Source organism: Nocardioides anomalus (assembly GCF_011046535.1).
GTDB lineage: Bacteria > Actinomycetota > Actinomycetes > Propionibacteriales > Nocardioidaceae > Nocardioides > Nocardioides anomalus.
The window spans coordinates 4,487,990-4,514,718 of sequence record NZ_CP049257.1 but is presented as its reverse complement, the minus strand read 5'-3'; the positions used below and the strand labels follow the sequence as shown (position 1 = coordinate 4,514,718).

Below are 26,729 nucleotides of genomic sequence, written 5' to 3'. Positions count from 1 at the left end.
GAGTTCAGCATGTCGCTCACCCGCACCGGCCAGGCCGTCGTCGCCGCGGCCGCCCTCGCTGCCGCCGCCCTGGCCAGCCCGGCGGTCGGCCCCGCCAGCGCCAGCGCTCAGGACAGCACGTTCACCGAGGCCGACCGACCTGCTCCGCCGACCTGGTCGGAGTTCAAGGCCTCGACCTACCAGGACCCGACCGGCGTCTACGTCGTCAACGGCGACGAGCCGGTCGGCACGCTGGCCGAGCTCCGCGCGTACTACGAGAAGATGATGGCCACCGACGACCTCAACGGCGGCGACACCTCGCTGGTGGTCAACACCAACGGCGGGGCGGACGACGTGTGGAGCGCCAGCCAGGTCGGCGACCTGACCTACTGCGTGAGCGACGACTTCGGCTCGCTCAAGTCCACGGTCGTGGACGCGATGGCCGGTGGCGCCGCGCTGTGGGAGGGCGCCTCGTCGGCCATCGACTTCGTCTACGACCCCTCGCAGGACGCGAGCTGCTCCACCGACAACGACGCGGTGCTGTTCCCCGTCGAGCCGATCGAGACCGACGAGTACATCGCCCGCGCGTTCTTCCCCAGCAGCCCCGACGCGGAGAGGAACGTCCTGGTCGACGACTCGCTGACCACGTCCGGGTGGGCGCCCTCGGCCATCCTCGGCCACGAGCTCGGCCACGCCCTCGGCTTCCGGCACGAGCACACCCGGCCCGAGGCCGGCACGTGCTTCGAGGACGACAACTGGCGCCCGCTGACGCCGTACGACTCGGTGTCGATCATGCACTACCCGCAGTGCAACGGCGGCTCGGACGACCTGTCCTTCAGCGGGTACGACGCGCAGGGCGTGGCGTCGCTGTACGGCAGCTGATCTGCGGCTGGGACTTCCGCGCGGCCGGGGTCAGCCGATCCCGGCCGTGCGGTCCAGCTCCTGGAGCAGGTCGTGCGCGGCGAGCTCGACCGCCTTGTGGCGCCACTCCGAGGCCCGGTAGACGCAGGCGATGAGCCCGCTGCGGTGCACCCGGCGCAGGTCGCCGTGCACGAAGGCGTAGCGCGCCTTGGTCTCGTCGTTCGCGCCCTCGGTCAGCCCGAGGTGCCAGCCGGCGTACTCGGTCCAGGAGTGCCGCTCGAGGTAGCGGTTCTGCGCCTCCGCGCTGGGCTGGACCTGGCCCCAGTCGGAGTCCAGGACGTACTGCTTGGCCGCGATCAGCTCAAGGCAGCGCGCCACGCCGGCGTCGTTGACCGCGTAGCGAGCCATCAGGCCGGCACCGGCTGGTCGTCCTCGCGGGGCCCGAAGATGCACACGGCGTCGAGCTCCTCGGCGCTGAGCACGCTGCCCCAGCCCTGCATCTGGCTGCGCGAGCGGCGGGAGAACACCGCGCGGAACAGCTCGTACGGCGAGACCGTGTCGGCGAGGGCGCCCGCGCGCTCGCGCACCGCGTCGGCCACCGGCCGCCACAGCTCCTCCGGCATCGGGTGCAGCCCGAGTGCCTCGTGCAGGTCGGCGTGGTGGGTGGCGATGTCGAAGACCGGTCCGGGGGAGTCGACCAGCGTCGCCGTGACCGCGTCCTGGTGGGACTCGAGCTCGGTGACCAGGTCGGCCAGCGGCAGCACCACGCGCTCGCCGACGTGGCGCGAGGTCCACTCCGGGCTGGGCGCGCCGTCGGTCCGGCCGGTCACCATGTCGCTGGCCACGCCGGCCAGGTGGGCGTAGACCTCGTGCACGGTCCACGCCGGTGACGCCGGGACCGGCGCACCGACCTGGTCGGGGGTGAGGGCGGCGGCGAGGTCGCCCAGGGCGCGCACGTGCGCGCGGTAGAGCTGGGCCCAGTCCGTCATGTTCGCGAACCTAGCCCAGATTCCCCGCGGCGACCTGTCGTAGCGGGGGGCGGCTCTTCGTGGAGAGGATGAGACAGCCCCTACCGAGGAGACCGACATGACGCAGTACCTGCTCAGTGTGCACAGCAGCGCCGAGGACTACGCCCGCCCGATCGAGGAGATGATGCCGGCGTTCGAGGCCGTCGACGCCTTCAACCGCAAGGCCCAGGAGGCGGGCGTCTGGGTGTTCGCGGGTGGCCTCAAGCCGGGCGACGAGGCCCGGGTGGTCGACGCCGCGGCGAGCGAGCCGGTGGTCACCGACGGTCCCTACCTGGAGACCAAGGAGTGGATCGGCGGCTTCTGGGTCTTCGAGCTGTCCGACGACGCTGCGGCGCTCCAGTGGGCCACCGAGGCCTCGGCCGCGTGCCAGGGCAAGGTCGAGGTCCGGCCCTTCCAGGACGAGCCTGCGTGACGGCGCCGGACCCGCAGGAGGCCTCGCGGACCGCGGTCGAGCGGATCTACCGCGAGGAGTACGGGCGCATCGTCGCCTCCCTGGTCCGCCGCTTCGGCAGCATCGACATCGCCGAGGACGCGGCCGGGGAGGCGCTGCTGGCGGCGGTGGAGAAGTGGGCGGTCGACGGGGTCCCCCCGAACCCCGGCGGCTGGCTCACCACCACCGCGGGCAACCGCGCGATCGACAGGCTCCGCCGCGAGTCCCACCGCGACGCGAAACACGAGGCGGCCTTCATGCTGCACGACGACACACCCCACGAGCCGACCGGCGTCGTGGAGGACGACCGGCTGCGGCTGATCTTCACCTGCTGCCACCCGGCCCTCGCGCCGGAGGCCCGCGTCGCCCTGACCCTGCGCCTGCTCGGCGGCCTGACGGTGGCCGAGATCGCGCAGGCGTTCCTGGTCCCCGAGACCACCATGGCCCAGCGCATCACCCGGGCCAAGAAGAAGATCAGCGTCTCCGGCATCCCCTACCGCGTGCCCGCGCCCGAGGACCTCGCCGCTCGCGTCGACGCCGTGCTCGCGGTGCTCTACCTGGTCTTCAACGAGGGCTACCTGTCCTCCTCCGCCGAGGCCTCGCCGATCCGCGACGAGCTCACCGGCGAGGCCATCCGGCTGACGCGGATCCTGCGGACCCTGCTGCCCGGCGTACCGGAGGTCACCGGGCTGCTCGCCCTCATGCTCCTCACCGAGGCGCGCCGGGCCGCGCGGCTCGACGCCGACGGCTCGCTGGTCGTGCTCCAGGAGCAGGATCGCGGCGGCTGGGACCGCGCGCTGGTCGAGGAGGGCCACGCGCTGGTCCGCGAGTGCCTGGCCCTCGGCCGGCCCGGCCCCTACCAGCTGCTGGCCGCGGTCAACGCCGTGCACACCGACGCCCCCACCGCCGCCGACACCGACTGGTCGCAGATCGCTGCGCTCTACGACCAGCTCTACGCGCTCTCCCCCTCGCCGATCGTCGCCCTCAACCGGGCCGTCGCCGTCGCCGAGCTCGACGGCCCCGCCGTCGGCCTCGCCCAGGTCGACCGGCTCGACCTGTCCGGCTACCACCCCTTCCACGCCGCCCGCGCCGACCTGCTGCGCCGGCTCGGACGCTCCGAGGAGGCTCGCGCGGCGTACGACGCGGCGCTGGCGCTCACCGACAACGAGGCCGAGCGCGCCTACCTGCTGCGACGCCGGGGTCAGCTGGCCTGACGTCCTAGGGTCGATCCATGACGCCGCCCGCCCCGCTCCAGCTGCCCGACGCCGACCAGGCCCTCGACTGGATCCGGGACCGGAGCGCGTCGGGGCTCGCGCAGGCGCGCGAGCTGGTGGACCGGCTGCGGGCGGAGCCGCCGGCCGAGGCCGAGGAGGTGCTGCGGCGCTGGGACGAGGTGACGCTGCGCATCAGCGACGTGGCGGCGGTGGCCGGGCTGTTCTCCAACGTGCACCCGCAGGTCGGGGTCCGCACGGCGGCAGAGGAGGCCGAGATCGCGGTGGACAAGCTCACCACCGAGCTGCGGCAGGACCGGGCGCTGTACGACGTGTTCGCGGCCCTCGACGCGGGCGGGCTCGACCCGGTGGCGGCGCGGCTGCTGGCCAAGACGCTCGAGGACTTCCGGCGCGGCGGGGTCGACCAGGACGAGGCGACCCGGAAGCGGCTGGCCGAGGTCAGCGAGCGCATCACCACGATCGACCAGGAGTTCAGCCGCACCATCCGCGACGACGTCCGGACGGTGCGGGCCACGCCCGAGCAGCTCGCGGGGATGCCCGAGGACTGGCTGGAGGCGCACCCGGCCGACGCCGAGGGCCTGGTCACCGTGACCACCGACTACCCCGACGCGGTGCCGGCGCGGATGTTCGTGCGCGACCGCGACGTGCGCCGCGAGATCACCATCGCCTTCCTCGACCGCGGCTGGCCGCAGAACGACGCGCTGCTGGCCGAGCTGTTCGACCTGCGCCACGAGTACGCCACGCTGGTCGGCTACACCGACTGGGCGTCGTACGACGCCGCGGTCAAGATGATCCAGAAGGGCCCGGCCATCCCGGAGTTCATCGACAAGATCGCGCGCGTCGCCCAGGAGCCGATGGAGCGCGACCTGGCCGTGGTGCTCGAGCGGCTGCGCCAGGACGTGCCCGACGCGGTCGACGTCGACCCGGCCGACGCCGGGTACTACCAGGAGCTGGTCCGCAAGGAGCAGCACGACGTGGACTCCCAGGAGGTGCGCACCTACTTCGCCTTCGACAAGGTGCGCCAGGGGCTGCTCGACGTGACCGGCCGGCTGTTCGGGCTGCGCTACGAGCCGGCCGCGGACGCGCAGGTGTGGCACGAGGACGTCGCGGCGTACGACGTGTACTCGACCCAGGGCGGGACCGACGGCGACAGCCTGGGCCGGATCTACCTCGACCTCTTCCCGCGCGAGGGCAAGTACAAGCACGCCGCGCAGTTCACGATCACCGACGGCGTGGCCGGCCGGCAGTTGCCCGAGGGCGCGCTGGTCTGCAACTTCAGCCGCGGACTGATGGAGCACGACCACGTGGTCACGTTGTTCCACGAGTTCGGGCACCTGGTGCACCACGTCCTCGGCGGCCACGTCGGCTGGACCCGCTTCTCCGGGGTCGCGACCGAGTGGGACTTCGTGGAGGCGCCGAGCCAGATGCTCGAGGAGTGGGCGTGGGACGCCGACGTCCTCCAGACCTTCGCCACCGACAGCGCCGGCGAGCCGATCCCGGCCGACCTCGTCGCGCGGATGCGGGCGGCCGATGACTTCGGCAAGGGGCTGCAGGCGCGCCAGCAGATGTTCTACGCGGCGGTGTCCTACTGCTTCCACACCGAGCGCCCGGCCGACCGGACCGCGCGGCAGGCGGAGCTGCAGGAGCAGTACTCGCCCTACCGCTACATCGACGACACCCACTTCTTCGCCAACTTCGGCCACCTGGGCGGCTATTCGTCGGCGTACTACACCTACATGTGGTCCCTGGTCATCGCCAAGGACCTGTTCTCCGCCTTCGACGAGGGCGACCTCTTCGCACCCGACGTCGCCGGCCGCTACCGCGACCGCGTGCTGGCCGCCGGCGGCACCAAGGACGCCGCCGACCTGGTCGCCGACTTCCTCGGCCGGCCCTACACCTTCGACGCCTACGCCGCCTGGCTGGCCCGCTGAACGACCGCACCTCGTGTCGGTGTCTCTGTCGGCGTACAGTTCCGATATATCGTGAACTAGTCGCGATACACAGACATCAGGAAGGGGTCCACCATGGGACACCCAGGATTCAACCGACAGTGGGCTCGGCCCGACGAGCTCGGACGGCGCCAGCGCCGCGGCCGCGGACGCGGTCCGTGGGGTGACCTCGGCGGCTGGGACGGCCCCGGCCGCCAGGGTCCGCCGCCGTGGGTGGCGGGGCTGTTCGGCCTCGGCCAGCCGGCCGACCAGCGGCGCGGTCCGCGCGCCCGCCGCGGCGACGTCCGCTCCGCCATCCTCGACGTGCTCCGCGCCTCCGCGGCGGCGGGCGAGGGCGAGCAGGTCAACGGCTACCAGGTCATCCAGCAGATCTCCGAGCGCAGCCAGGGCGCGTGGCGCCCCAGCCCGGGCTCGGTGTACCCGACCATCCAGCAGCTCCAGGACGAGGGCCTGGTCGCGAGCGACGACGAGCGCGGTCGGCGCACGCTGAGCCTCACCTCCGAGGGCCAGCAGTACGTCGCGGACCACGCCGACGAGCTCGCCGGCGTCTGGCGCCCGTTCGAGCGCGAGGCCGAGGAGCAGGAGAGCACGTTCGCGGGCGTCAAGCCCGAGATCGGCCGGGTCATGGGCGCGGTGTGGCAGATCGCCACGTCCGGCTCCGAGGCCCAGCAGCGCGCGGCGGTCGACGTCCTCGTCGAGACGCGTCGCAAGCTCTACGGCATCCTCGCCGACGGCTACGAGGGCCTCGAGGACACCGGTGCCGACGAGGACGCCGAGTCGTGAGCGACGCGAGCATCCGCCTCAGCGACGGCGAGCGCGAGGCCGCGGCGGCCGACCTGGGCGAACACTTCGCCCAGGGCCGGCTGAGCGTCGACGAGCACGCCGAGCGCCTCGAGCAGGTGTGGGCGGCGCGTACTCGCGGCGAGGTCGCGCCGATCTTCCGCGACCTGCCGTCGGCGTACGCCGGGGTCGCGGCGCCGGCCCCGACGCCCCGGTCCGTGCGCGACGGGCGCTACTGGCGCTCCGGCCCCGTGCCGGTGCGGCGCGGCGGGGTCCCCACCCCGCTCGTCGTGGTCCTCGCGGTGCTGATCGCGCTGACCGTGCTCACCCACCTACCGCTGGTGCTGCTCGGCTTCGCGGTCTTCTGGTTCGTCGTGCTGCGCCACCGGCGGCCGCGCCGCGGCCACTCCTGGCACTGACCCGGCACCGAGCGGGACCCGGCCCGCGGGCCGTGATGTCGTCCACACGGCGTAACCCGATCGGGTGTCGACGGTTGTCTCGTCCATGACCCCGCCGCGTCGCCGCGCTCGCACCGCCGCCTTCGCCGTCACCCTCGCCGCGCTCACCCTCGGTGTGCTGGCCGCGCAGCCACCGGCCGGGGCGACCGCACCCGCCCAGGCCGGACCGGGCACCACCACCCCGACGCACGTCACGCTCGCGGACCCGGTCACCGGGCTCGCCGACATCGCCGGCGTCGGCCCCGCGGTCGCGCCGTCGCTGGTGCAGGAGGCCGCGGCCCGGGCCCTCGGCCGGGACGTCTCGGTGACCTGGAACGACGCCGGCACGCCGGCCTCGATCTTCGCTGCGGACGGCGTGCTGGCTCCGGCCGACGGCCAGGCGCCGGCCAGCACCGCGAAGGCCTGGATCGGCGCGCACCGTGACCTCCTCGGCCTCACCGGCGCGCAGGTGGACGACCTCGAGCTGGTGAGCGAGCAGCCGTTCGCGGACAGCCCCGCACGCGCGGTGCTCTACCGCCAGCGGTTCGGTGGACTGGCCTCCGCGACCCGCGGGATGGTCACCGTCGGCGTGGCCGCCGACGGCTCGGTGGCCTACGTGTCGTCGTCCCTGGTCAAGGCCCAGGACGCACCGCTCGCCCAGCCGACGCTCACGCCGCTGCAGGGCTGGCTCAAGGCGGCGGCGAACGTCCAGCGTCCCGTCGTCGGCGCCGCGCTCTCCGCGATCACCTCGACCGTCAGTGGCGGCTGGACCCGCCTGAGCGTGCCCGGTTTCGACCAGCCGCAGCTCGCTCGGATCCGGGCCTTCGCACGCAACGACGGCACCGTGCGTCCGGTCGTCGAGGCCGACGTGATCGACACGAGCAAGGGCACCTCGACGGCCTACCGGGCCTTCGTCGATGCGGTCGACGGCTCCGTCCTGATGCGGCACGACGCCGTGGAGAACAGCAACAACGCGTTCCCGTTCCAGGGCAGTTACACCACCACCGACTGCGGCCAACCGCACGCGTTCACGCTGTCGGACACCAAGACCAAGACCCTCACCGCCGTCGTCGTGCCCGCCCTGGTGGGCGCCGACGACATCATCGTGAAGCTGAGCGGGCCGAACGGCCTCTCCCAGTCCTTCGACCTGCTGACCAGCCCCGAGGTCGCCACCTACACCGCTCCGGGTGGCGGCACGCTGCCGGCGGGGGACTACGCCCTGCAGGTCTGTCCCTTCGACGCCACGACGATCGGCGGCCCCTACACCGCGCTCGTCACCACGAGTGACCTCGGCGCGGGGAGCCCGGCGCAGCCCGCGTGGCGGGCCTTCGCGGCCAACCCCGACCTGGCCTCGGTCACCTCGACCACGGGCGCACCGGGCAACGCCGTCGTCGAGTGCTGGTACGCCGGCACCCCGGGCTGCTCGGCGGGCGAGGCCCACGAGAACGTCGCGGCCACGGGTCCGTGGGACCAGGTCGGCGGTGTGCCGACGTTCACCACGATCGGCAACAACGCCAACACCCACGAGGCGTGGGCCAGCCCGCTGTCGCCGGGCGGGCTGTTCCAGGCGCCGTACGAGCCGGACCGGCAGTACACCGAGGCCTTTACCGACGCCTGGAACAACAGCCGGTGCAACCCGGCCAACCTGGTCCCCGGCGGCAACGACATCAACGCGGTGGTGACCAACCTGTTCACCGGGCACAACCGGATCCACGACTTCGCCTACTACCTGGGCTTCACCGAGAAGAACTACAACCTCCAGCTCGACAACGGCGGCCGCGGCGGCGTGGGCGGCGACCAGGAGATCGGCAACGCCCAGGCCGGCGCCGCCACGACCCAGGTCTTCGACCAGACCGGCGTGGCCACGGGCCGCAACAACGCCAACCAGATCGCGCTGCAGGACGGCGTGCCCGGCATCACCAACCAGTACCTCTTCCAGCCGGTCGCGGGCGCCTTCTACGCCCCGTGCGCCGACGGTGCGATGGACACCGGGATCTACGGCCACGAGTACACCCACGCCATCTCCAACCGCATGGTCGGCGGCCCCGACGACGGGCTGACCTCCGAGCAGGGTGGCGCGATGGGTGAGTCGTGGAGCGACCTCGACGCGGCGGAGTACCAGTTCGAGAACGACTACCCCACCGGCACCAACCCGTGGTCGCTCGGCTCGTACACGACCGGCAACCTGCAGCGCGGCATCCGCGACTACGCCATCAACGAGAACCCGCTCAACTACTCCGACTACGGCTTCGACACCACCGGCCCCGAGGTGCACGCCGACGGCGAGATCTGGAACGGCGTGCAGTGGGAGGTCCGCCAGGCCCTGGTCGACAGGTGGAACGCGACCTACCCGTACGGCGACAAGGCCCTGCAGCAGCAGTGCGCGGAGGCCACCGCCACCCAGACGCCGCTGCCCGCGTCCCAGTGCCCGGGCAACCGGCGCTGGCTCCAGCTGGTCTACGACGCCTGGCTGCTCCAGCCGGGGGCCACCGACATGCTGCAGGCCCGCAACGCGATGCTGGCCGCCGACCAGATGCGCTTCGGGGGCGCGAACCAGGCCGCGCTGTCCTCGGCCTTCGCCCGCCGCGGCATGGGTGCGGACGCCTCGACGCCGACGCCGGACTCCGACGAGCCCGTGCCGAGCTTCCGCTCGGCGCACGGCAACAACTCCGAGGTCACCTTCGCCACGAGCAGCCCCGGCAAGGTCTACGTCGGCGACTTCGAGGCGCGGGCCACGCCCGTGGCCGACACCGACCCCGCGACGCCGCTGGGCGCGAAGGCGGCGTTCACCCCGGGGACCTACACGATCACCTTCGTCTCGCCGAAGAACGGCTTCCGGCGGATCCGGATGGTGGTGCCGGACAGCGGCGTGGCCCTGACCCAGCCCATCGACGACGCGGCCGCGAACGTCGCGTCGTCGGCCAACGGCGCCGCGGTCATCGACACGGCCACGACGGCCGGCTCGCTCAACGCGGCGTCGCTGATCGACGGGACCGAGGCCAGCAACTGGGCCGGGAAGACCGCGACGAACGTCGACCAGTCGCACCCCGCGGTGGCCGTCCGCCTGGCCGGTGGCCTGCAGTCGGTCAGCGCGGCCAAGGTGAGCGCGCTGCTGCGACCGGCCGCGACCAGTGACACCGACCCGGACTCCGGCTCGCGCTTCACCGCGCTGCGGCAGTTCGCCCTCCAGGCGTGCACCGAGAAGTGCGGCGACCCCGCGAGCTACACGACCTTCTACACCTCGCCGGCCGACGCCTTCCCCGGTGACGTCCCGCGTCCGGTGGCGCCGGACCAGACGATGCGCACGTTCCGGTTCGCGCCGGTGCTGGCCTCCGCCGTACGCCTGGTGGCCCTGGAGAACCAGTGCACCGGCACGGTGAAGTACGCCGGCGAGCAGGACGCCGACCCGACCAGCGCCACCGACTGCGCCACCGCCTCCGACCGGGGCACGATCGTGCACGCGGCCGAGCTGCAGGTCTTCTCCGGTGCCATCCCCGACGACCCGACCGGCACCTTCGGCACGTCGGCCGCCGGCCGGGCGGTCAAGACGCACACCCGCATCCGCCTGCCGAAGGTCTGGCAGGTCCGCGGCGGCGCCCCGGCGAAGCTGAAGTACCAGGTCGTCGCCAAGACCACGTCGGGCGCGACCAAGGTCGGCGTGGCCGTGATCCGCATCGACGGCCGCAAGGTCGAGAAGGTCAAGGTGGCCGTCACCGCCAAGCGCGGCAAGAAGGTGGTCGGGAAGTCGTTCCGCCTGCCGGCCTCCCTGGGCCTCGGCACGCACCGGATCCAGGTGACGTTCAAGAGCCGGGACAAGGCCCTGTTCACGAGCTCGAAGTCGCGCCGGATCGTGCTGACCGTCGTCAAGCGGGCCCGGCCGGGCGGGGGCGGCTGAGCAACTGGCGGACCTGGTCCGGCGCGGCGGCCATCCTCCGGCGCCCGCACCACCACGCTCAGCAGCCGGGTCGGCTCGGTCAGCAGCCCCGGCCGGTCCTGAGGTCGGTCAGGGCGTCGCAGTCTGCTCCCTCAGCACCGTGTAGCGCAGGTGCGTGACGCGGTGGGCCTCGTGCACCACCGGGTCCGACAGCCGCACCGGACCGCGGGCGCCGGCGAACCACGGGACGCCCTCCCCGAGCACGACCGGCACCAGCGCGACGTCGATGACGTCGAGCAGCCCGAGGTCCAGCGCCTGCCGCGCGACGGACCCGCCGGCCACGGCGACGTCGAGGTCACCGGCCAGCTCGACCGCCTGCGCGATGGCGGCGCCCACGTCGTCGACGAAGACGTACGGCACGCCCTCCGGCTGCGTCGCCGGCGGTCGGTGGGTGAGCACCACCATCGGCGCCTCGTTGCCGGGGTGGCCGCCCCACCCGCCGGTCAGGTCGTAGAGCCGGCGGCCGACGACGTGGCACCCGATCCGGGAGACCGCGTCGCGGAAGAGGGAGAGCGAGGGCTCGTCCATGTGGAACGCCGGCCAGCCGTCCGCCACCCGCAGCTCGGTGCCGCCCGCGTCGTAGAACTCGAACAGCGGTCCCGGGGTGTCGTCGGGTCGGGCGATGAAGCCGTCCAGCGACATGGCCAGGTTCGCGATCACGCTCATGGGCGTCTCGACCCGGGCGGTGGCGGGGAGTCATCGCTCGGTCTAGGTTGTGGTGGCCGCCACATCTGCTCGGGAGGTAGTCGTGTCGCGAACCACTCGCTGGACCCTGGTCGTGGTCCTGCTCGTCCCTGCCGTCGTGCTGCCGCTGCTGGTCGGGATCTACGACCGCAACGACCCGGAGCTGTGGGGCTTCCCGTTCTACTACTGGTTCCAGTTCCTGCTCATCCCGATCGCCGCGGCGCTCACCACGATCGCCTACCGCCTCACGCTCGGCGACGTCCGACCGCCCGAGTCCGAGGACGACCCGGTGGAGACGATCCGATGAGCGGGGTCGCGGTCGGCGTCTTCGTCTTCCTGTTCCTGCTCGTCACGGTCCTCGGCTTCGCGGCCGCGCGGTGGCGGCGGGCGGCGGACCTCGACAACCTCGACGAGTGGGGGCTGGGCGGGCGCGGCTTCGGCACGTTCATCGCGTGGTTCCTCATCGGCGGCGACATCTACACGGCGTACACCTTCATCGCGGTCCCCGCGACGCTGTACGCCGGGAGCGCGGTCGGGTTCTTCGCCGTGCCGTACACGATCGTGGTCTACCCGCTGATCTTCCTGTTCCTGCCGCGGCTGTGGTCGGTGAGCCACCGGCACGGGTACGTCACACCGGCCGACTTCGTCGAGGGCCGCTACGACAGCCGGCCGCTGGCGCTGGCCGTCGCGCTCACCGGGCTGCTGGCGACGATGCCCTACATCGCGCTGCAGCTGGTCGGCATGGAGGTCGTGCTCCAGGTGCTGGGCCTGCAGGCCGGCGAGGACCGGCCGTGGGTGGTCCAGCACCTGCCGCTGTTCATCGCCTTCGCCGTGCTGGCGGCCTACACCTACTCCAGCGGGCTGCGCGCGCCGGCGCTGATCGCGTTCGTCAAGGACACGCTCATCTACATCGTCATCATCGTGGCCGTCCTCTACATCCCGCACCAGGTCGGCGGCTGGGGCCACATCTTCGACACCGTCGGCGCCGGCTTCGACACCTTCAACAAGGACAACGCCGACGCGATCGCGGCCGGCCAGGCCACGCCCAAGGCGATCATGCCGCCCGAGACCGCGCACTGGGCCTACGCCTCGCTGGCCCTCGGCTCGGCGCTGGCGCTCTTCATGTACCCGCACTCCATCACCGGCGTGCTGTCCACGCGCAGCCGCTCGGTGATCCGCCGCAACGCGAGCCTGCTGCCGGCGTACTCCTTCCTGCTGGGGCTGCTCGCCCTGCTCGGCTTCGTCGCCATCGCCGCCGGGGTCAAGGTGACCAACCCGCAGCAGTCGGTGCCGCAGCTGTTCGAGGACCAGTTCCCGCCGTGGTTCGCGGGCGTGGCCTTCGCCGCCATCGCCATCGGCGCCCTGGTGCCGGCGGCGATCATGTCCATCGCCGCGGCCAACCTGTGGACCCGCAACATCTACAAGGCCTTCATCAACCGCGACGCCACCCACCAGCAGGAGGCCCGCCAGTCCAAGCTGGTCTCGCTGGTCGTGAAGTTCGGCGCGCTGGTCTTCGTGCTCGCGCTCTCCCGTGACTTCGCCATCAACCTGCAGCTGCTCGGCGGCGTGTGGATCCTGCAGACGCTGCCCGCGATCGTGGGCGGCCTCTACACGCGCTGGTTCCACCGCTGGGCGCTGTTCGTGGGCTGGGCCGTCGGCATGGCGTGGGGCACCTGGCTGGCCTACGGCGTCGCCTCGCCCGTGCAGAAGCACTTCGGCGGCCCGCTCGTCGCGCTGCCGTGGGACGACACGACCAAGGTCTACATCGCGATGCTGGCCTTCCTGCTCAACCTGCTGCTGGCCGTCGTGCTCACCGTGGTCTTCCGCGCCGCCGGCGTGCCCGACGGCACCGACCGCACCCGCCCCGAGGACTACACCGCCGACATCGGCGACGAGGGTGTCGCCGAGGAGCTGGACCCGGAAACCGCGAAGCACTGAATGCCCCAGGTGGGCCATGTCGTACGCCGGGCGGCGGTGTGAGGCTCGAGCGGTGAAGCGTGCTCTCCTGGCCGTCGCGGCCATCGTGCTCTCCCCGATCGGTGTGCTCGGCGCCCCGGCGCGGTGAGCCCCGCGCCCACGACCTGTGCCTCACGCTTCCGCACCGACGGGCCGGTGGACGCAGCGGGCGGCACCATCTCCGCGGGTGAGGCGCCCGGCGGGTGGCAGGTCGTCGTGAGCGCGGCGTCGGCGGCAGCGCTGGGTGCGTGGAAGGTCTTCGTCACCTGCTCGGCCACCTCCGACGTCGTCGCGGATGCAGTGGGCACCGCCAGCATGGTCACGGCCTTCACAGTGAGCTGCCCCTCGGGTCAGCGCGCGGTGGGCGGCGGGTTCATCGGCGACGAGAGCTCTCTGGTGGCCCGGTCCGGGCCGATCGGTGCGGCCCCGGACCAGTTCGGCACGAGCCCGGACGGCACGGTCCCGACGCGGTGGCGCATCGACCTCGCCCAGCCTGCCGTCGGCGGAGCCGTGGTGCTGTGCTCGGCGAGCGCCGACGCCACGCTGCGGGGCGCCGCGCTCAGCACCCCGGGCAACGGCACGACGGCCGGGGTCGCGACGGCCACCTGACCGGCCGGGCAGCGAGCGGTGTCGGGCGGTCTCGCTGCGGACGCCGGGCAGCTGGCCGGCGAGAACCGGCTCGGCTTCGCCGCCCCGGTCGCCGCGCTCGGCGACCTCGCGGGGATCGCCACCGGGGCGGTCCCGCAGGCGTGGACGCTGCAGGGCCGCGGGGGAGGGGGCACCGGCTACCGGGTCTACGCGGTCTGCGTGACCACGCCGCCGGCGCCCCCGCCGCCCCCGGCGCCCGTCGACACCACCCCGCCGGACACCACGATCGCCAGTGGACCGGCCAGGAAGACGACCAAGAACAAGGCGAGCTTCACCTTCACCTCCGAGCCGGGCGCGACCTTCACCTGCCGGCTGGACACGAAGGCGCCGGTCGCCTGCACGTCGCCGTTCAAGGTCAAGCGGCTGAAGAAGGGCAAGCACACCGTCACCGTCACCGCCCGCGACGCCGCGGGGAACGCCGACCCCACGCCGGCGACCTGGACGTGGAAGGTCAAGAGGAGGCGCATGCCCAAGTGACTCGTCGGTAACCTCAAGGTGTGAGCGACGCGCCGACCACCCCCAGCTTCGACCTCGGGCCCGACCACGTCGAGCTGCAGCAGTGGGTGCACACGTTCGCGGCGGACGTGGTGCGGCCGGCGGCGGCGGAGTGGGACGAGCGGGAGGAGTTCCCGTGGCCGGTGGTACAGGAGGCCGCGAAGATCGGGCTGTACTCGCTCGACTTCTTCGCCACCCAGAGCTTCGACGAGACCGGGCTCGGCCTGCCGATCACCATGGAGGAGCTGTTCTGGGGTGACGCCGGCATCGGGCTGGCCATCGTCGGCTCGTCGCTGGCCGCGGCGGCGGTGGCGGCCAACGGCACGCCGGAGCAGATCGGTGAGTGGGCGCCGCAGATGTTCGGTACGCCGGACGACCTCAAGATCGCGGCCTTCTGCTCCTCCGAGCCCGACGCCGGGTCCGACGTGGGCGCGATGCGCACGCGCGCGACGTACGACGAGGCGACGGACGAGTGGGAGCTCAACGGCACCAAGACGTGGGCGACCAACGGCGGCATCGCGGACGTCCACGTGGTGACCGCGGTGGTCGACCCGGAGCTGCGCACCCGCGGGCAGGCCAGCTTCGTGGTGCCGTCGGGTACGCCGGGGATCAGCCAGGGCCAGAAGTTCGCCAAGCACGGCATCCGCGCCTCGCACACCGCCGAGGTCGTGCTCGACCACGTGCGGGTGCCGGGGTCCTGCCTGCTCGGCGGCAAGGAGAAGCTCGACGAGCGGCTCGCCCGCGCCCGGGAGGGCGGCACGGCGCGCGGCAACGCGAGCATGGCGACCTTCGAGCGCACCCGCCCGGCCGTCGGCGCGCAGGCCATCGGCATCGCGCGCGCGGCGTACGAGGTGGCCCTGGACTACGCCAAGACCCGCGAGCAGTTCGGCCGCCCGATCATCGACAACCAGGCCATCGCCTTCGCGCTCGCCGACATGCGCACGTCGATCGACGCCAGCCGGCTGCTGGTGTGGCGCGCGGCGTGGATGGCCAAGCAGGGCAAGCGGTTCGAGGCGGCCGAGGGCTCGATGTCCAAGCTGTACGCCGGCGAGACCGCGGTCCGCGTGACCGGCCAGGCCATGCAGATCCTGGGCGGCAACGGCTTCACGCGCGAGTACCCCGTCGAGCGGATGGCCCGCGACGCCCGGATCTACACGATCTTCGAGGGCACCTCCGAGATCCAGCGGCTGGTCATCGCGCGCGCCATCTCGGGCATGCAGATCCGTTGAGGGACCGCTTCCGGGGCCAGATCGCCGGGGTCGGCTCGACGTCGGGCACCCGGGTCGTGGTCGGCCGATGGACCGACACCCCGCTCGGGACCTTCGCCGACGCCATGGTCGAGACCGCCGACGGCCACCGGGTGCTGCTGGCGCCACAGCCGGAGGTGGCCCAGTTCATCGAGGCGACCTACACCTTCGACGAGGTGCGGCTGGAGCCGTTCGCGATCACCGCGAGCGAGACCCACTGGGAGGTCCGCAGCACCTCGCTCGGACTCGACCTCCGGCTGGGCAAGCGCGGCTGGCTCGGCATCGCGCTCCTGGCCGTGCCCCCGCCGCTGGCCGAGGCGCCGGCCTGGTGCACGCTCACCGACCCGGTCGCCCGGGTGGTGCTGCGCGGCGTCCGGACGAGGGGTACGGCGGGCGGCGGGCGCCGGGAGTACTACGGCGCCACCGACACCCGCAGCGTGGTCTCGCTGCACGGCGCCTTCGACGGCGCGGACCTGGGCGGGCTCGCCGACGTCGACCCGCCGGCGCGGTTCGGCTTCTCCTCCACGCCCCGCTCGCCGTCGGTGACCAGCGTGGTCACCACGGTCGTGTCCTAGAGGTCAGTGGCCAGGTTGACCCAGGTCGAGGTCACGACCATCCCGACCCTCTCGTAGAGCGACAGCGCCCCCGTGCGCGTGTCCGTCGACAGGTAGCACCTCTGCGCGGCGTGCTCGCGCGCCCGCGCGAACGCATCGGCCAGCATCGCGCTGCCCAGACCGCGGCCGCGCTGGTCGTGGCGGGTCGCGACGCGGGCCACGTACCCGGCGTCGCCGGAGAGGAACACGTGCGCCGCGCCGAGCAGCTCGCCGTCGGGGCCCTCGACCACGCGGAGGTTCCAGGGTTCGTGGCCGGGGCGCTCCCAGACCAGCGCGGCGAAGTCCTCGACGCCGAGCGGGGTGCGCCACTCGCCGAAGGCGTCCTCGACGACGCGGTGCACGATCGGGTGCTCGGCGGGTCGGGCGTCGCGGACGGTGCAGCCGGCGGGCAAGGGACGCGCGTCGATGACGGCGCCCTCGGGCAGCTCGAGGTCCCAGGCGGTCCAGCGCTCGGCGTACCCGCGCGCGGCGAGCAGCCGGTGGGCAGGCCCGGCCGCGGGGACCTGCGTGGAGAGCAGCGCCGCGCCGCGCGAGCGGGCCAGGGCCTCGAGCCAGTCGGCGAGCGCGGTGCCGATGCCGCGCCCGCGGTGGGAGGGCAGCACGGCGGTGTACGCCGCCTCGGGGAACGCGAGGTCGCCGTAGGCCACCAGCCGTCCGCCCTCCAGGACGCCCACGGTGCTCGTGAGGATGTCGTACGAGGGGCGCTGCCACTCGGCCAGCACGTCCTCGACCGTCGTGTCGGTCTCGCCCACGTCGGCCAGCTGCTCGGTCGAGGTCACGTCGGCCACGGCCTGGGCGTCGGCCAGGGCGAGCGGCCTGGTGGTGAGGCCGGCGGGCAGGTTCACAGCGCGATCCCCCGGTTGACCCAGGTGGACGTGACCGCCATGCCGACCTTCTCGTAGAGCCCGAGCGCGCCGGTGCGGGAGTCGGTGGACAGCTCCGAGCGGGTCGCTCCGTGGGCGCGCCCGGTCTCGAACGCGTCGACGAGCAGCGCCTGGGCCAGCCCGCGGCCGCGCTCCTCGGCGCGGGTGGCGAGCCGCGCGATGTAGGAGGTGTCGGTGGTGAGCTGGAGCCAGGCCATCGAGACCACGCGGCCGTCGGGGTCGACGACGACGCGCAGGTTCCAGGGCTCGAAGCCCGGCCGGTTCACGATCTGGGCCCGCCAGTCCTCGAACGGCTGCCGGTCGCGCACCGACCACTCCAGGAACGCGTCCTCCTGGACCGTCCAGACCTGGTCGTACTCCGACTCCTCGGCCGCGCGGACGGCGTACCCCTCGGGCAGCGGGCGCTCCGGCACGCTCGCGCCGGCGGGGAGCTCGAGCCCCCAGCTCTCCCAGCGCACGTGGTAGCCGAGCGCCTCGAGCAGCCGGTCGCCGGCCGAGCCGCGCGGGTTGGGCATGCCGATCTCGGTCTCGCCCATGGCCCGGGCGGTGTCCTGCATCCAGTGCGCCAGCGCGGTGCCGATGCCGCGCCCGCGGTACGCCGGGTCGACGGCCGCGTCGCCGCGGCCGGTCCCGCTGATCTCGCCGTACGCGACGAGGCGCTCGCCGTCGAAGACCCCGACCGTCGAGCCGGCGACGTCGAAGCCGGGCCGGCTCCAGTCGCTGACGATGTCGGCCTCCTCGATCATCGGCTCGTCGAGGTCGTGGCTCTCCTGGGCGAGGATGACCTCGAAGACGGCGTGGGCGTCCTCCCGGCGCAGCGGACGGCTGGTGAGCCCCTCGGGCACGGTGATCGGTGCGGACACGAGGAGCAGTGGACCGGGCCCGACGCCCCGCGGGCCACCCCTTTTGTCCTCGAGGAGCCGGGACAAGCGTCCGGACGCGCCGAGGGGCGGGCGCCGACTGCGGCGCCCGCCCCTCGGGCGGTGGTGGTGCGTAGTGCTGGTGGACCTGAGGTCAGGCCTGCTCGCCCTCGGCGTTCTTGATGGCCGAGACGTCGAACTCGAGCTTGATCTTGTCCGAGACCAGCACGCCGCCGGTCTCCAGCGCGGCGTTCCAGGACAGGCCCCAGTCCTTGCGGAGCAGGGTGGCCTTGCCCTCGAAGCCGATGCGGGTGTTGCCGAAGGGGTCGGTGGCCGAGCCGGTGTACTCGAAGGGGACCTCGATGGAGTGGGTCACGCCCTTGATGGTCAGGTCGCCGGTGATGCTCCAGTCGTCGCCGTCGCGCTCGACCGACGTCGAGGTGAAGGTGATGTTCGGGAACTGCTCGGACTCGAAGAAGTCGCCCGAGCGGAGGTGGCCGTCGCGCTGCTCGCTGCCCGTGCTGATGCTGTCGGCCACGATGCTCAGCTCGACCTTGGAGTTGGCCGGGTTGGCGGTGTCGACGTGCGCGGTGCCGGTGAAGTCGTTGAACTGGCCGCGGACCGTGGCGACCATCGCGTGCCGGGCGCTGAAGCCGAGGCGGGTGTGGGCCGGGTCGATGGTGTAGTCGCCGGAGATGTCGCTGAGGACGCTGGTGGCGGGGTCGAAGTCGGTGCTCATGCTGTGCTCCTGGGAGAAGGTCTGGACGCCTGTCGTTCAAACTTCAAGCACCGTAACGGACCGAGGTCCGTTTTGATTCCCGGTCCAGACCAGTGCGCACGCGCCGACGGCCGGACGCGGAGTGCGTCCGGCCGTCGACTCGTGCTGGGTTGAGCGTGGGACCCGCCTGGGTACGCCTCAGGCGGCGTGGCTGATCGCGGCGTGCTGCGCAGCGGCGCCGACGGGGACCCAGGTGGCCTCCATGCGGGTGCGCCCCGCGGCGTCGACCACCGGCAGCCAGCGCATCTCGAGCCGCTCGGTCTCGTTGTCGTTCATTGTGGGACACCTCCCGTTCACTTTCTGTTCACTCAAGATACCAGCCCCGGACATCTCGCCTGCCGCATGGCGAAAATCGCCCATGTTGGGGGTCTCTTGCCCGAATCCGGGCAGGAAGTTGCGGTTCGTCGGCGCCAGTGGTCATCGTGGCCAGGTGCCTGTCGACCGAGCGCTCGTGGACCACGTGGTCCGCACGACCGGGCTCTCGGCGCCGGACGCCGCCCGGGTGGTCGAGGACGTGGTGGCCTTCCACGCCGAGCCGCTCGAGGCCTACGTCCGGCGGCGGCACGCGGAGCTGAAGACCTACGGCGCCCGCAACCCCGAGATCTTCGCCGCCCTGGCCGAGGAGCTCGCCCACCGCGTCGTCGCGGCGCCCGCCCTGAGCGAGCGCCAGCTGCGGCGGATCGTCTACGGATAGGACAACGCCATGTGCGGGATCGTCGGGTACGTCGGGAGCCAGCAGGCCGCGCCGCTGCTGGTGGAGGGGCTGGGGCGCCTGGAGCACCGCGGCTACGACTCGGCCGGGCTGGCCGTGCTCGGCCCCGGGCGCGAGGGCCGGCTGCGGGTGGTCAAGAAGGCCGGCCGGGTCCGCGACCTCGCCGAGGCGCTGCCCAAGCGGTTCGCCGGCAAGGTCGGGGTCGGCCACACCCGCTGGGCCACCCACGGGCCCGCCACCGACGTCAACGCCCACCCGCACACCGACACCAAGGGCGACGTCGCCGTCGTCCACAACGGGATCATCGACAACGCCGCCGCGCTGCGGGCCGAGCTGACCGAGGCCGGCGTCGACCTGCTGTCCGACACCGACACCGAGGTGCTGGCCCACCTCATCGGGCGCTCCGAGGCCGACACGCTCGAGGAGCGGGTGACTGAGGCGCTGGCCCGGGTCGAGGGCACCTACGGCCTGGCCGTCCTGCACGCGGCGTACCCCGACCGGGTCGTGGTGGCCCGCAACGGCAGCCCGCTGCTGATCGGGGTCGGCGACCACGAGATGTTCGTGGCCTCGGACCTGGCCGCGCTGGTGCGCTACACGACCCGCGTGGTCCACCTCGAGGACGGCGAGCTGGCCACCATCACCGCGGACGGCTTCACCAGCACCGGGCACCACCAGGCCGTCGACCTGGACATCGACCCGGCGGCGTACGACGCGGGGCAGCACGAGTCGTTCATGCGCAAGGAGATGCTCGAGCAGCCCGAGGCGGCCGAGCGGGTGCTGCGCGGCCGGCTCGACGAGCGGTTCGGCACCTCCCACCTGGGCGGGCTCGACCTGGACGCCCGCGACCTGCGCGCGGTGCGGCGGGTCAAGGTGCTCGGCTGCGGCTCGGCGTACTACGTCGGGCAGATGGGCGCCGGCCTCATCGAGGAGCTCGCCCGCGTGCCCGCCGACGCGGAGTCGGCCAGCGAGTTCCGCTACCGCAACCCGATCATCGAGCCGGACACGCTGTACGTCGCCGTGAGCCAGTCCGGCGAGACCGTCGACACCCTGCTCGCGGTGCAGGAGATCCGCCGCAAGGGTGGCCAGGTCGTCGGGTTGGTGAACGTGGTCGGCTCGGCCATCGCCCGCGAGGCCGGCCGCGGCATCTACCTCCACGCCGGTCCCGAGGTCGCGGTGGCCTCGACCAAGGCGCTGACCACGATGCACCTGGCTTTCAGCCTGCTCGCGCTCCAGCTCGGCCGGGTGCGCGACCTCTCGATCGCCGACGGCCGTCGGCTGGTCCAGGCCCTGCAGCGGCTGCCCGAGCAGCTGGGCGAGGTGCTCGCGCTCGAGGACCAGCTCGTCCCGGTGGCGGCCCGCCTGGCCGAGGCCGAGTCGCTGTTCTTCGTGGGCCGGGTCCGCGGCTACCCCGTCGCCCGCGAGGGCGCCCAGAAGTTCAAGGAGATCACCTACCGCCACGCCGAGGCCTACCAGACCTCCGAGCTCAAGCACGGTCCGCTCGCCCTGATCTCGCCCGCCGTGCCGACCGTCGCCGTCGTCCCCGACGACGAGCTGACCGAGCGCAACGTGGCCGCCCTGCACGAGATCGCCGCCCGCGGCGGCCCCCTCGTCGTCCTCACCCACGCCGCCGTCGACCTCGGCGACCTGCCCTCCCAGGCCGAGGTCTCCCGCATCGACGTGCCGCGCTCCGAGCGCGAGCTGGACGCCGTCCTGCTCACGGTCGCGCTGCAGCTGCTCGCCTACCACGCCGCCGCGGCGCTGGGTCATGACATCGACAAGCCCCGCAACCTGGCCAAGTCCGTCACGGTCGAGTGAGGACCGCCTAGATTCGGTCCGTGACCGCCACCCCGCTCGCCGAGCTGCTCGCCGGCGTACCGTCGCTCAACCGGCCCGACCAGCCCTTCACCTACAGCGTCGAGGGCCAGACGATCGTCGGGACCTGGGACATCGTCAAGGCCACCTCCCTCTACCCGACCGAGGTGACCCACATCGACCGCGACTACCGGCTCGAGGTCGAGCTCGACGAGGGTGAGCACCAGTTCGACGTCGAGGACGAGGAGCACACCACCCGGGCCTCGCTCGACGGCGACGGGCTGCACGCCGAGAAGTCCCTCTTCAAGGGCAAGGAGAAGAAGAAGGAGTTCTCCTTCGAGTTCGGTGGCGTGAACAAGACGGAGGAGGGCATCGGCGTCGCGCCGGTCGTCTACTCCTTCGACACCGACAAGATCAAGCAGCCGCTCTTCGGCTACCTCGAGCAGCACGGGTGGGAGCGCAAGAAGGGGTTCTTCCGCCGGCTGTTCTCGTGAGCCTCAGCTGAGCGCTGCTCGGTAGGCCTCCAGCCCGCGCAGGTACGCCGCCTCCTTGGCCCGGCGCACGGTCGGGTCCGACGCCTCGACCCAGTCCGCGGCCACGTCGAGCGCGTCGTCGAGCAGCAGCGCGCGGCGGGCCACGTCGTGCGCCGGGCCGGCCGGCCAGGGCGCACCGGTGTGGTGGAGGAGCACGGCTTCGTCGAGGACCGGGTCGCCGACGGCGAGGTCCTCCCAGTCCAGCAGCCACAGCCGGTCGGGGCCGGCGAGCCAGTTCTCGGGCCAGGGGTCGCCGTGCACGGCCGCGGCGGCGGGGGTGTCCAGCGCCGCGACGCGCTCGGCCAGGTCGGCCACCTCGTCGGCCAGGTAGGCGTGCACGTCGGGTGGGACGAACCCCTCGACCACGCCGAGGTCGGCGGTGAACCGGTCCAGCCACACGGCGGTGAAGCACGCCGCGGTCGTGCTCGGCGCACCGAGCTGGTCGGCCAGGGCCACGTCGGCGTGCAGCCGGTCGAGGACGGTCCGGGCCTCGTCTCGCCGGATGCGCAGGGCGCCGTGCGTGGCGACCGGCGCGTAGACGTACGGGAAGAGGAGGGTGGTCCGCCCGCCGACCTCGAGCACCTCGAGGACCGGCGGCGCGTGGTGGCGCTCGGCGAGGGCGCCCGCCACCCGGGACCAGGTGGTGAGTGCCTGGTCCTCGTCGGGGTCGGCGGCGACCCGGGCCCACAGCCTCGTGGCACCCACCCGGCAGGCGAAGGAGAGCTTGCCGATGCCGGCGTGGTTGGGTCGGTGGGCCGCGCTGGCGCCGCGGCCGAGCTCGGCGAGGAGCAGGTCGCGGGCCGTGGATGGCGACATGGGCCGAGTCTGCCCCTACCGTTGGTAGGTGAGCACCGACCAGACCTTCGCCGACCTCGGCCTGTCCGAGGCCGTGCTGGGTGCGGTCTCCAGCGTCGGCTACGAGACGCCGTCGCCCATCCAGGCCGCCACCATCCCGCCGCTGCTGGCCGGGCGCGACGTGGTCGGGCTGGCCCAGACCGGCACCGGCAAGACCGCGGCCTTCGCGCTGCCGGTGCTGTCCCGGCTCGACCTGGAGCAGAAGGAGCCGCAGGCACTGGTGCTGGCGCCGACGCGCGAGCTGGCGGTGCAGGTGGCCGAGGCCTTCGAGCGGTACGCCGAGCAGGTCGGCGGCGTGCGGGTGCTGCCCATCTACGGCGGCCAGGGGTACGGCGTGCAGCTGAGCGCGCTGCGCCGCGGCGTGCACGTCGTGGTGGGCACGCCGGGGCGGATCATGGACCACCTCGACAAGGGCACCCTCGACCTCTCGCGGATCCGGTTCCTGGTCCTCGACGAGGCCGACGAGATGCTCAACATGGGCTTCGCCGAGGACGTCGAGCGGATCCTGGCCGACACCCCGGCCGAGAAGCAGGTCGCGCTGTTCTCCGCGACCATGCCCAAGCAGATCCGGCGGCTGGCCGAGACCTACCTCGACGACCCGGCCGAGATCCAGGTCGAGGCCACGACCCGGACGTCGTCGACCGTGCGCCAGCGCTACCTGGTCGTCTCCTACCCCCAGAAGCTCGATGCGCTCACCCGCATCCTCGAGGTCGAGTCCTTCGAGGCGGTCATCGTCTTCGTGCGGACCAAGAACGAGACCGAGACCCTGGCCGAGAAGCTGCGCGCCCGCGGCTTCAGCGCGGTGGCCATCAACGGCGACGTGCCGCAGCCGGTGCGGGAGCGGACCGTGGCCCAGCTGCGCAGCGGCGAGCTCGACGTGCTCGTGGCCACCGACGTCGCGGCCCGCGGCCTCGACGTGCAGCGCATCAGCCACGTCGTCAACTACGACATCCCGACCGACACCGAGTCCTACGTGCACCGCATCGGCCGCACCGGTCGTGCCGGTCGCGAGGGCGACGCGATCTCCTTCGTGACCCCGCGCGAGCGCTACCTGCTGCGCCACCTGGAGAAGGCCAACGGCGTCGCGCTCGAGCTGATGGCGCTGCCCAGCGTCGACGACGTCAACAGCACCCGCCTCACCCGCTTCGACGACGCCATCACCGAGGCGCTCGCCCAGCAGCAGCGGGTCGACTTCTTCCGCGACGTGGTGGCGCACTACGTCCGCGAGCACGACGTCCCCGAGCTCGACGTCGCGGCCGCGCTGGCCGCGGTCCTGCAGGGCGACGAGCCGCTGCTGCTCGACGCCGAGCCGGAGCGCCCCGAGCGCCCGGTGCGCGACCGCGACCCCAAGCCGGGCGACGGCTTCGCGACGTACCGCATCGACGTGGGCCGCAAGCACCGCGTCGAGCCGCGGCAGATCGTCGGTGCGCTGGCCAACGAGGGCGGCCTCAACCGCCGCGACTTCGGGGCCATCACCATCCGCTCGGACTTCTCCCTCGTCGAGCTCCCGGCCGAGCTGTCCGGAGAGACCTGGGGACGGCTGCAGAACACCCGCATCGGCGGGCGTCCGATCAAGCTGCGCCAGGACTCCGGGCGCCCCGGCCGTCCGCACCGCGCCGGCGACGCGCCACCCGCGGGCCAGCAGGGCAAGAAGCCCCGCCACAAGAAGGACCGGTGACGCGGGCCGCGCCGATGGGGTAACAAGTCCAGATGAGCCTGTTCCGCACGAAGTCGATCGAGCAGTCCATCGAGGACACCGACGACCCGGAGACCAAGCTCCGCAAGGACCTCGGGGCGCTCGACCTCACCGTCTTCGGCGTCGGCGTGATCATCGGCGCCGGCATCTTCGTGCTGACCGGCACCGTCGCGGCCAGCAACTCCGGCCCGGCGCTGGCGCTGAGCTTCGTCATCGCCGCGGTCGCGTGCGGGCTGGCCGGGCTCTGCTACGCCGAGTTCGCCTCGACCGTCCCGGTCGCCGGCAGCGCCTACACGTTCTCCTACGCCACGCTGGGCGAGCTCGTCGCCTGGATCATCGGCTGGGACCTGGTCCTGGAGTTCACCATCGGAGCGGCCGCCCTGTCGGTCAGCTTCTCGGGCTACCTCCAGTCGCTGCTGGACGGCACCCCGTTCGAGCTGCCGGCCTCGATCAGCTCGGCCTCGGACGGCTTCATCGACCTGCCGGCCGTCGTCATCGCGCTCGTGGTCATGGGCCTGCTGGTGCGCGGCACCAAGTTCTCCAGCCGGATCAACCAGGTGGTCGTGGCCATCAAGCTGGCCGTCGTCGCGGCGGTCATCGTGGTCGGCTTCGCCAAGGTCACGCCGTCGAACTGGACGCCGTTCATCCCTGAGTCCAAGCCGGTCCCCGACGGCGGCGGCGGCTTCGCGCAGACCCCGCTCATCACCACGCTGCTCGGCATCGAGCCCGCGGTCTACGGCATCGGCGGCGTGGTCGCGGGCGCGGCGATCGTGTTCTTCGCCTTCATCGGCTTCGACATCGTGGCCACCACGGCCGAGGAGGCCAAGAACCCGCAGAAGGACGTGCCGATCGGCATCCTCGGCTCGCTGGCCGTCGTCACCCTGCTGTACGCCGCCGTCAGCCTCGTCGTCACCGGGCTCCAGCCGTATGAGGACATCGACCCCGACGACGCCGCCCCGCTGGCCACCGCCTTCAAGGCCGTCGGCGTGGACTGGATGGGCGACCTCATCTCCGTCGGTGCCTGCATCGGCCTGGTCGTCGTGGCCATGATCCTCATGCTCGGCCAGACCCGCGTGGCCTTCGCCATGGGCCGTGACGGGCTGCTCCCGCGCGGGCTGAGCAAGGTGCACCCGACCTTCGGCACGCCGTACCGCATCACGCTGATCACCGGCGTCGTCGTCGCCGCCATCGCCGGCTTCGTCGACCTCACCACGCTGGCCGACCTGGTGAACATCGGCACCCTCTTCGCCTTCATCCTGGTCAGCATCGGCGTGGTCATCCTGCGCCGGACCCGCCCCGACCTGCCGCGGGCCTTCCGCACGCCGATCGCGCCGGTCGTGGCCACGCTCGCGGTCGTCATGTGCCTGTACCTGATGCTCAACCTCAAGGGCGAGACCTGGACCCGCTTCCTGATCTGGATGGCGATCGGCTTCGTCGTCTACTTCGCCTACGGCCGGCGCCACAGCCGGGTCAGCCAGGCTGAGGGAGCCGCTGCGTCCCGATGACGGAGAGGAGCTTGAGCTTCTCGTGGCTCTCGCTGCCCGGATCGGCGGTGTAGACGAGCAGCGAGTGGCCCTGCTCGGGGTCGACCAGGACCTGGCAGTGCAGGTCGAGGCGGCCGAGCTCGGGGTGCACGTAGCGCTTCAGCCCCTGCGGTCGCAGGCCGACCTCGTGCGTCGCCCACAGCGTGCGGAACTCCTCGCTCTGCTCGAGCAGCAGCTCGGCCAGGTGCGCGGCGCGCGAGCGCGGGCCGCGCTCGGCCGCGATCGCGCGCAGCCCGGAGGCGAACACCCGGGAGAGGAACGCGTGGTCGTCGGGGTGGTGGAGCGCCCGGGTGTCGACGTCGGTGAACCACCGGTAGCCGATGCTCCGGGCCGGCCCGGGGAGCGAGGCGGTGTCACCGGTGAGCGCGACCCCGAGCGGGGTCTGGCGCAGCACCTCGCCGAGCTCGGTGACGATCTCGGCGGGAGTGTCGACCAGCCGGTCGAAGATCCGCAGCAGCCCCGGGCTGATGTGCTCGCCGACGGTGCCTCGCACGGGCGGCTGGTGGCCGGCCAGCCGGAACAGGTGGTCGCGCTCGGCCAGCGAGAGGTGCAGCCCCTGGGCGATCGCGGCGAGCATCTGCTCCGACGGCTGTGGTCCGCGCTCCTGCTCCAGGCGGCTGTAGTAGTCGGTCGACATGTGGCAGAGCGCGGCCACCTCCTCGCGGCGCAGGCCGCGGGTGCGGCGGCGGGCGCCACGGGGCAGTCCGACGTCCTCGGGCTGCAGCGCGGTCCGGCGCAGCCGCAGGAACTCCGCCAGGCCGGTCCGGTCGATCACGGGTCC

Annotated in this window: 27 protein-coding genes; 18 read left to right on the top strand and 9 right to left on the bottom strand. The window is 72.7% G+C overall.

The window, feature by feature from the left end; translation table 11 throughout:
* The first annotated feature begins 9 nt into the window (after positions 1-9).
* Positions 10-861: a zinc metalloprotease gene (locus G5V58_RS22475; RefSeq protein ID WP_165227628.1), complete on the top strand. Its 852-nt coding sequence runs from the start codon at positions 10-12 to the stop codon at positions 859-861.
* Positions 862-891: 30 nt separating this feature from the next.
* Here the strand turns inward: G5V58_RS22475 and G5V58_RS22470 are convergent, their stop codons facing one another.
* Both G5V58_RS22470 and G5V58_RS22465 read right to left on the bottom strand, forming a co-directional pair.
* A complete protein-coding gene (locus G5V58_RS22470) occupies positions 892-1,248 on the bottom strand; it encodes a hypothetical protein (RefSeq protein ID WP_165237445.1) in 357 nt (118 codons plus the stop codon).
* Positions 1,248-1,829 carry a maleylpyruvate isomerase N-terminal domain-containing protein gene (locus G5V58_RS22465; protein ID WP_165237443.1) on the bottom strand — a complete coding sequence of 194 codons (582 nt, stop codon included), beginning with the start codon at positions 1,827-1,829 and terminating at the stop codon, positions 1,248-1,250. The genes G5V58_RS22470 and G5V58_RS22465 overlap by 1 nt, the downstream gene beginning before the upstream one ends.
* A gap of 97 nt (positions 1,830-1,926) precedes the next feature.
* On the opposite strand from G5V58_RS22465, the gene G5V58_RS22460 reads away from it, so the two are divergent.
* From G5V58_RS22460 to G5V58_RS22435, 6 genes are all read left to right on the top strand, one after another.
* Positions 1,927-2,280, top strand: coding sequence for a YciI family protein (locus G5V58_RS22460; protein ID WP_165237441.1), 354 nt, complete (start codon positions 1,927-1,929; stop codon positions 2,278-2,280).
* Positions 2,277-3,512, top strand: coding sequence for an RNA polymerase sigma factor (locus tag G5V58_RS22455; RefSeq protein ID WP_165237439.1), 1,236 nt, complete (start codon positions 2,277-2,279; stop codon positions 3,510-3,512). The genes G5V58_RS22460 and G5V58_RS22455 overlap by 4 nt, the downstream gene beginning before the upstream one ends.
* A gap of 17 nt (positions 3,513-3,529) precedes the next feature.
* Positions 3,530-5,461: a M3 family metallopeptidase gene (locus G5V58_RS22450; protein ID WP_165237437.1), complete on the top strand. Its 1,932-nt coding sequence runs from the start codon at positions 3,530-3,532 to the stop codon at positions 5,459-5,461.
* Positions 5,462-5,554: 93 nt separating this feature from the next.
* The gene (locus tag G5V58_RS22445) at positions 5,555-6,262 is read left to right on the top strand and encodes a PadR family transcriptional regulator (protein ID WP_165237435.1); all 708 of its coding nucleotides are present in this window, start codon (positions 5,555-5,557) and stop codon (positions 6,260-6,262) included.
* The gene (locus tag G5V58_RS22440) at positions 6,259-6,678 is read left to right on the top strand and encodes a DUF1707 SHOCT-like domain-containing protein (RefSeq protein ID WP_165237433.1); all 420 of its coding nucleotides are present in this window, start codon (positions 6,259-6,261) and stop codon (positions 6,676-6,678) included. Before G5V58_RS22445 ends, G5V58_RS22440 begins: the two co-directional genes overlap by 4 nt.
* 85 nt (positions 6,679-6,763) lie before the next feature.
* Positions 6,764-10,591: a M36 family metallopeptidase gene (locus G5V58_RS22435; RefSeq protein WP_165237431.1), complete on the top strand. Its 3,828-nt coding sequence runs from the start codon at positions 6,764-6,766 to the stop codon at positions 10,589-10,591.
* 108 nt (positions 10,592-10,699) lie between these two features.
* On the opposite strand, the gene G5V58_RS22430 is transcribed toward G5V58_RS22435, so the two are convergent.
* Positions 10,700-11,296 carry a dihydrofolate reductase family protein gene (locus tag G5V58_RS22430; protein WP_165237429.1) on the bottom strand — a complete coding sequence of 199 codons (597 nt, stop codon included), beginning with the start codon at positions 11,294-11,296 and terminating at the stop codon, positions 10,700-10,702.
* Between the two features lie 82 nt (positions 11,297-11,378).
* Between G5V58_RS22430 and G5V58_RS22425 the strand changes: the two genes are divergently transcribed.
* From G5V58_RS22425 to G5V58_RS22400, 6 genes are all read left to right on the top strand, one after another.
* Positions 11,379-11,621, top strand: a complete 243-nt coding sequence (locus G5V58_RS22425; protein WP_165237427.1) for a DUF3311 domain-containing protein — start codon at positions 11,379-11,381, stop codon at positions 11,619-11,621.
* Entirely contained in the window at positions 11,618-13,252 is a 1,635-nt protein-coding gene (gene mctP / locus G5V58_RS22420) for a monocarboxylate uptake permease MctP (protein ID WP_165237425.1), read from the top strand. Before G5V58_RS22425 ends, mctP begins: the two co-directional genes overlap by 4 nt.
* 174 nt (positions 13,253-13,426) lie before the next feature.
* Positions 13,427-13,879 carry a hypothetical protein gene (locus G5V58_RS22415; protein ID WP_165237423.1) on the top strand — a complete coding sequence of 151 codons (453 nt, stop codon included), beginning with the start codon at positions 13,427-13,429 and terminating at the stop codon, positions 13,877-13,879.
* Positions 13,880-13,897: 18 nt separating this feature from the next.
* Positions 13,898-14,395, top strand: a complete 498-nt coding sequence (locus G5V58_RS22410) for a hypothetical protein (RefSeq protein ID WP_165237421.1) — start codon at positions 13,898-13,900, stop codon at positions 14,393-14,395.
* Positions 14,396-14,415: 20 nt separating this feature from the next.
* Positions 14,416-15,642: an acyl-CoA dehydrogenase family protein gene (locus G5V58_RS22405; protein WP_165237419.1), complete on the top strand. Its 1,227-nt coding sequence runs from the start codon at positions 14,416-14,418 to the stop codon at positions 15,640-15,642.
* Positions 15,639-16,235 carry a hypothetical protein gene (locus G5V58_RS22400; protein ID WP_165237417.1) on the top strand — a complete coding sequence of 199 codons (597 nt, stop codon included), beginning with the start codon at positions 15,639-15,641 and terminating at the stop codon, positions 16,233-16,235. Before G5V58_RS22405 ends, G5V58_RS22400 begins: the two co-directional genes overlap by 4 nt.
* Here G5V58_RS22400 and G5V58_RS22395 read toward each other — a convergent pair.
* From G5V58_RS22395 to G5V58_RS22380, 4 genes are all read right to left on the bottom strand, one after another.
* Positions 16,232-17,119: a GNAT family N-acetyltransferase gene (locus tag G5V58_RS22395; protein WP_230486859.1), complete on the bottom strand. Its 888-nt coding sequence runs from the start codon at positions 17,117-17,119 to the stop codon at positions 16,232-16,234. The genes G5V58_RS22400 and G5V58_RS22395 overlap by 4 nt on opposite strands.
* Complete coding sequence (locus tag G5V58_RS22390) at positions 17,116-18,021, bottom strand: GNAT family N-acetyltransferase (RefSeq protein ID WP_230486858.1); 906 nt, start codon at positions 18,019-18,021, stop codon at positions 17,116-17,118. The genes G5V58_RS22395 and G5V58_RS22390 overlap by 4 nt, the downstream gene beginning before the upstream one ends.
* Before the next feature lie 151 nt (positions 18,022-18,172).
* The gene (locus tag G5V58_RS22385) at positions 18,173-18,757 is read right to left on the bottom strand and encodes a YceI family protein (protein WP_165237415.1); all 585 of its coding nucleotides are present in this window, start codon (positions 18,755-18,757) and stop codon (positions 18,173-18,175) included.
* A 177-nt stretch (positions 18,758-18,934) separates the two neighbouring features.
* On the bottom strand, positions 18,935-19,072 hold the full coding sequence (locus G5V58_RS22380) for a hypothetical protein (protein ID WP_165237413.1): 138 nt from the start codon (positions 19,070-19,072) through the stop codon (positions 18,935-18,937).
* A gap of 154 nt (positions 19,073-19,226) precedes the next feature.
* On the opposite strand from G5V58_RS22380, the gene G5V58_RS22375 reads away from it, so the two are divergent.
* From G5V58_RS22375 to G5V58_RS22365, 3 genes are read left to right on the top strand one after another with little or no spacing between them, the layout of a single operon-like run.
* Positions 19,227-19,490, top strand: a complete 264-nt coding sequence (locus G5V58_RS22375; RefSeq protein ID WP_165237411.1) for a hypothetical protein — start codon at positions 19,227-19,229, stop codon at positions 19,488-19,490.
* A gap of 9 nt (positions 19,491-19,499) precedes the next feature.
* Positions 19,500-21,323, top strand: coding sequence for a glutamine--fructose-6-phosphate transaminase (isomerizing) (gene glmS / locus G5V58_RS22370; protein WP_165237409.1), 1,824 nt, complete (start codon positions 19,500-19,502; stop codon positions 21,321-21,323).
* Between the two features lie 20 nt (positions 21,324-21,343).
* Entirely contained in the window at positions 21,344-21,814 is a 471-nt protein-coding gene (locus G5V58_RS22365; protein ID WP_165237407.1) for a hypothetical protein, read from the top strand.
* Between the two features lie 3 nt (positions 21,815-21,817).
* Here G5V58_RS22365 and G5V58_RS22360 read toward each other — a convergent pair whose 3' ends face one another.
* Positions 21,818-22,669 (bottom strand): phosphotransferase, encoded by an 852-nt coding sequence (locus tag G5V58_RS22360; RefSeq protein WP_165237405.1) that lies wholly within the window; start codon positions 22,667-22,669, stop codon positions 21,818-21,820.
* Between the two features lie 28 nt (positions 22,670-22,697).
* Between G5V58_RS22360 and G5V58_RS22355 the strand changes: the two genes are divergently transcribed.
* Together G5V58_RS22355 and G5V58_RS22350 are read left to right on the top strand one after the other, a co-directional pair.
* Positions 22,698-24,386 carry a DEAD/DEAH box helicase gene (locus G5V58_RS22355; RefSeq protein WP_165237403.1) on the top strand — a complete coding sequence of 563 codons (1,689 nt, stop codon included), beginning with the start codon at positions 22,698-22,700 and terminating at the stop codon, positions 24,384-24,386.
* 32 nt (positions 24,387-24,418) lie between these two features.
* Positions 24,419-25,909, top strand: coding sequence for an amino acid permease (locus G5V58_RS22350; protein WP_165237401.1), 1,491 nt, complete (start codon positions 24,419-24,421; stop codon positions 25,907-25,909).
* Here the strand turns inward: G5V58_RS22350 and G5V58_RS22345 are convergent.
* Complete coding sequence (locus G5V58_RS22345; protein ID WP_165237399.1) at positions 25,875-26,723, bottom strand: helix-turn-helix transcriptional regulator; 849 nt, start codon at positions 26,721-26,723, stop codon at positions 25,875-25,877. The genes G5V58_RS22350 and G5V58_RS22345 overlap by 35 nt on opposite strands.
* Between the last annotated feature and the right edge of the window lie 6 nt (positions 26,724-26,729).

Coding starts and splice junctions, on each gene's coding strand:
- G5V58_RS22475 (WP_165227628.1), top strand. CDS start 10: ATGTCGCTCACCCGCACCGGCCAGGCCGTCGTCGCCGCGGCCGCCCTC.
- G5V58_RS22470 (WP_165237445.1), bottom strand. CDS start 1,248: ATGGCTCGCTACGCGGTCAACGACGCCGGCGTGGCGCGCTGCCTTGAG.
- G5V58_RS22465 (WP_165237443.1), bottom strand. CDS start 1,829: ATGACGGACTGGGCCCAGCTCTACCGCGCGCACGTGCGCGCCCTGGGC.
- G5V58_RS22460 (WP_165237441.1), top strand. CDS start 1,927: ATGACGCAGTACCTGCTCAGTGTGCACAGCAGCGCCGAGGACTACGCC.
- G5V58_RS22450 (WP_165237437.1), top strand. CDS start 3,530: ATGACGCCGCCCGCCCCGCTCCAGCTGCCCGACGCCGACCAGGCCCTC.
- G5V58_RS22445 (WP_165237435.1), top strand. CDS start 5,555: ATGGGACACCCAGGATTCAACCGACAGTGGGCTCGGCCCGACGAGCTC.
- G5V58_RS22435 (WP_165237431.1), top strand. CDS start 6,764: ATGACCCCGCCGCGTCGCCGCGCTCGCACCGCCGCCTTCGCCGTCACC.
- G5V58_RS22430 (WP_165237429.1), bottom strand. CDS start 11,296: ATGAGCGTGATCGCGAACCTGGCCATGTCGCTGGACGGCTTCATCGCC.
- mctP (WP_165237425.1), top strand. CDS start 11,618: ATGAGCGGGGTCGCGGTCGGCGTCTTCGTCTTCCTGTTCCTGCTCGTC.
- G5V58_RS22385 (WP_165237415.1), bottom strand. CDS start 18,757: ATGAGCACCGACTTCGACCCCGCCACCAGCGTCCTCAGCGACATCTCC.
- G5V58_RS22380 (WP_165237413.1), bottom strand. CDS start 19,072: ATGAACGACAACGAGACCGAGCGGCTCGAGATGCGCTGGCTGCCGGTG.
- glmS (WP_165237409.1), top strand. CDS start 19,500: ATGTGCGGGATCGTCGGGTACGTCGGGAGCCAGCAGGCCGCGCCGCTG.
- G5V58_RS22360 (WP_165237405.1), bottom strand. CDS start 22,669: ATGTCGCCATCCACGGCCCGCGACCTGCTCCTCGCCGAGCTCGGCCGC.
- G5V58_RS22350 (WP_165237401.1), top strand. CDS start 24,419: ATGAGCCTGTTCCGCACGAAGTCGATCGAGCAGTCCATCGAGGACACC.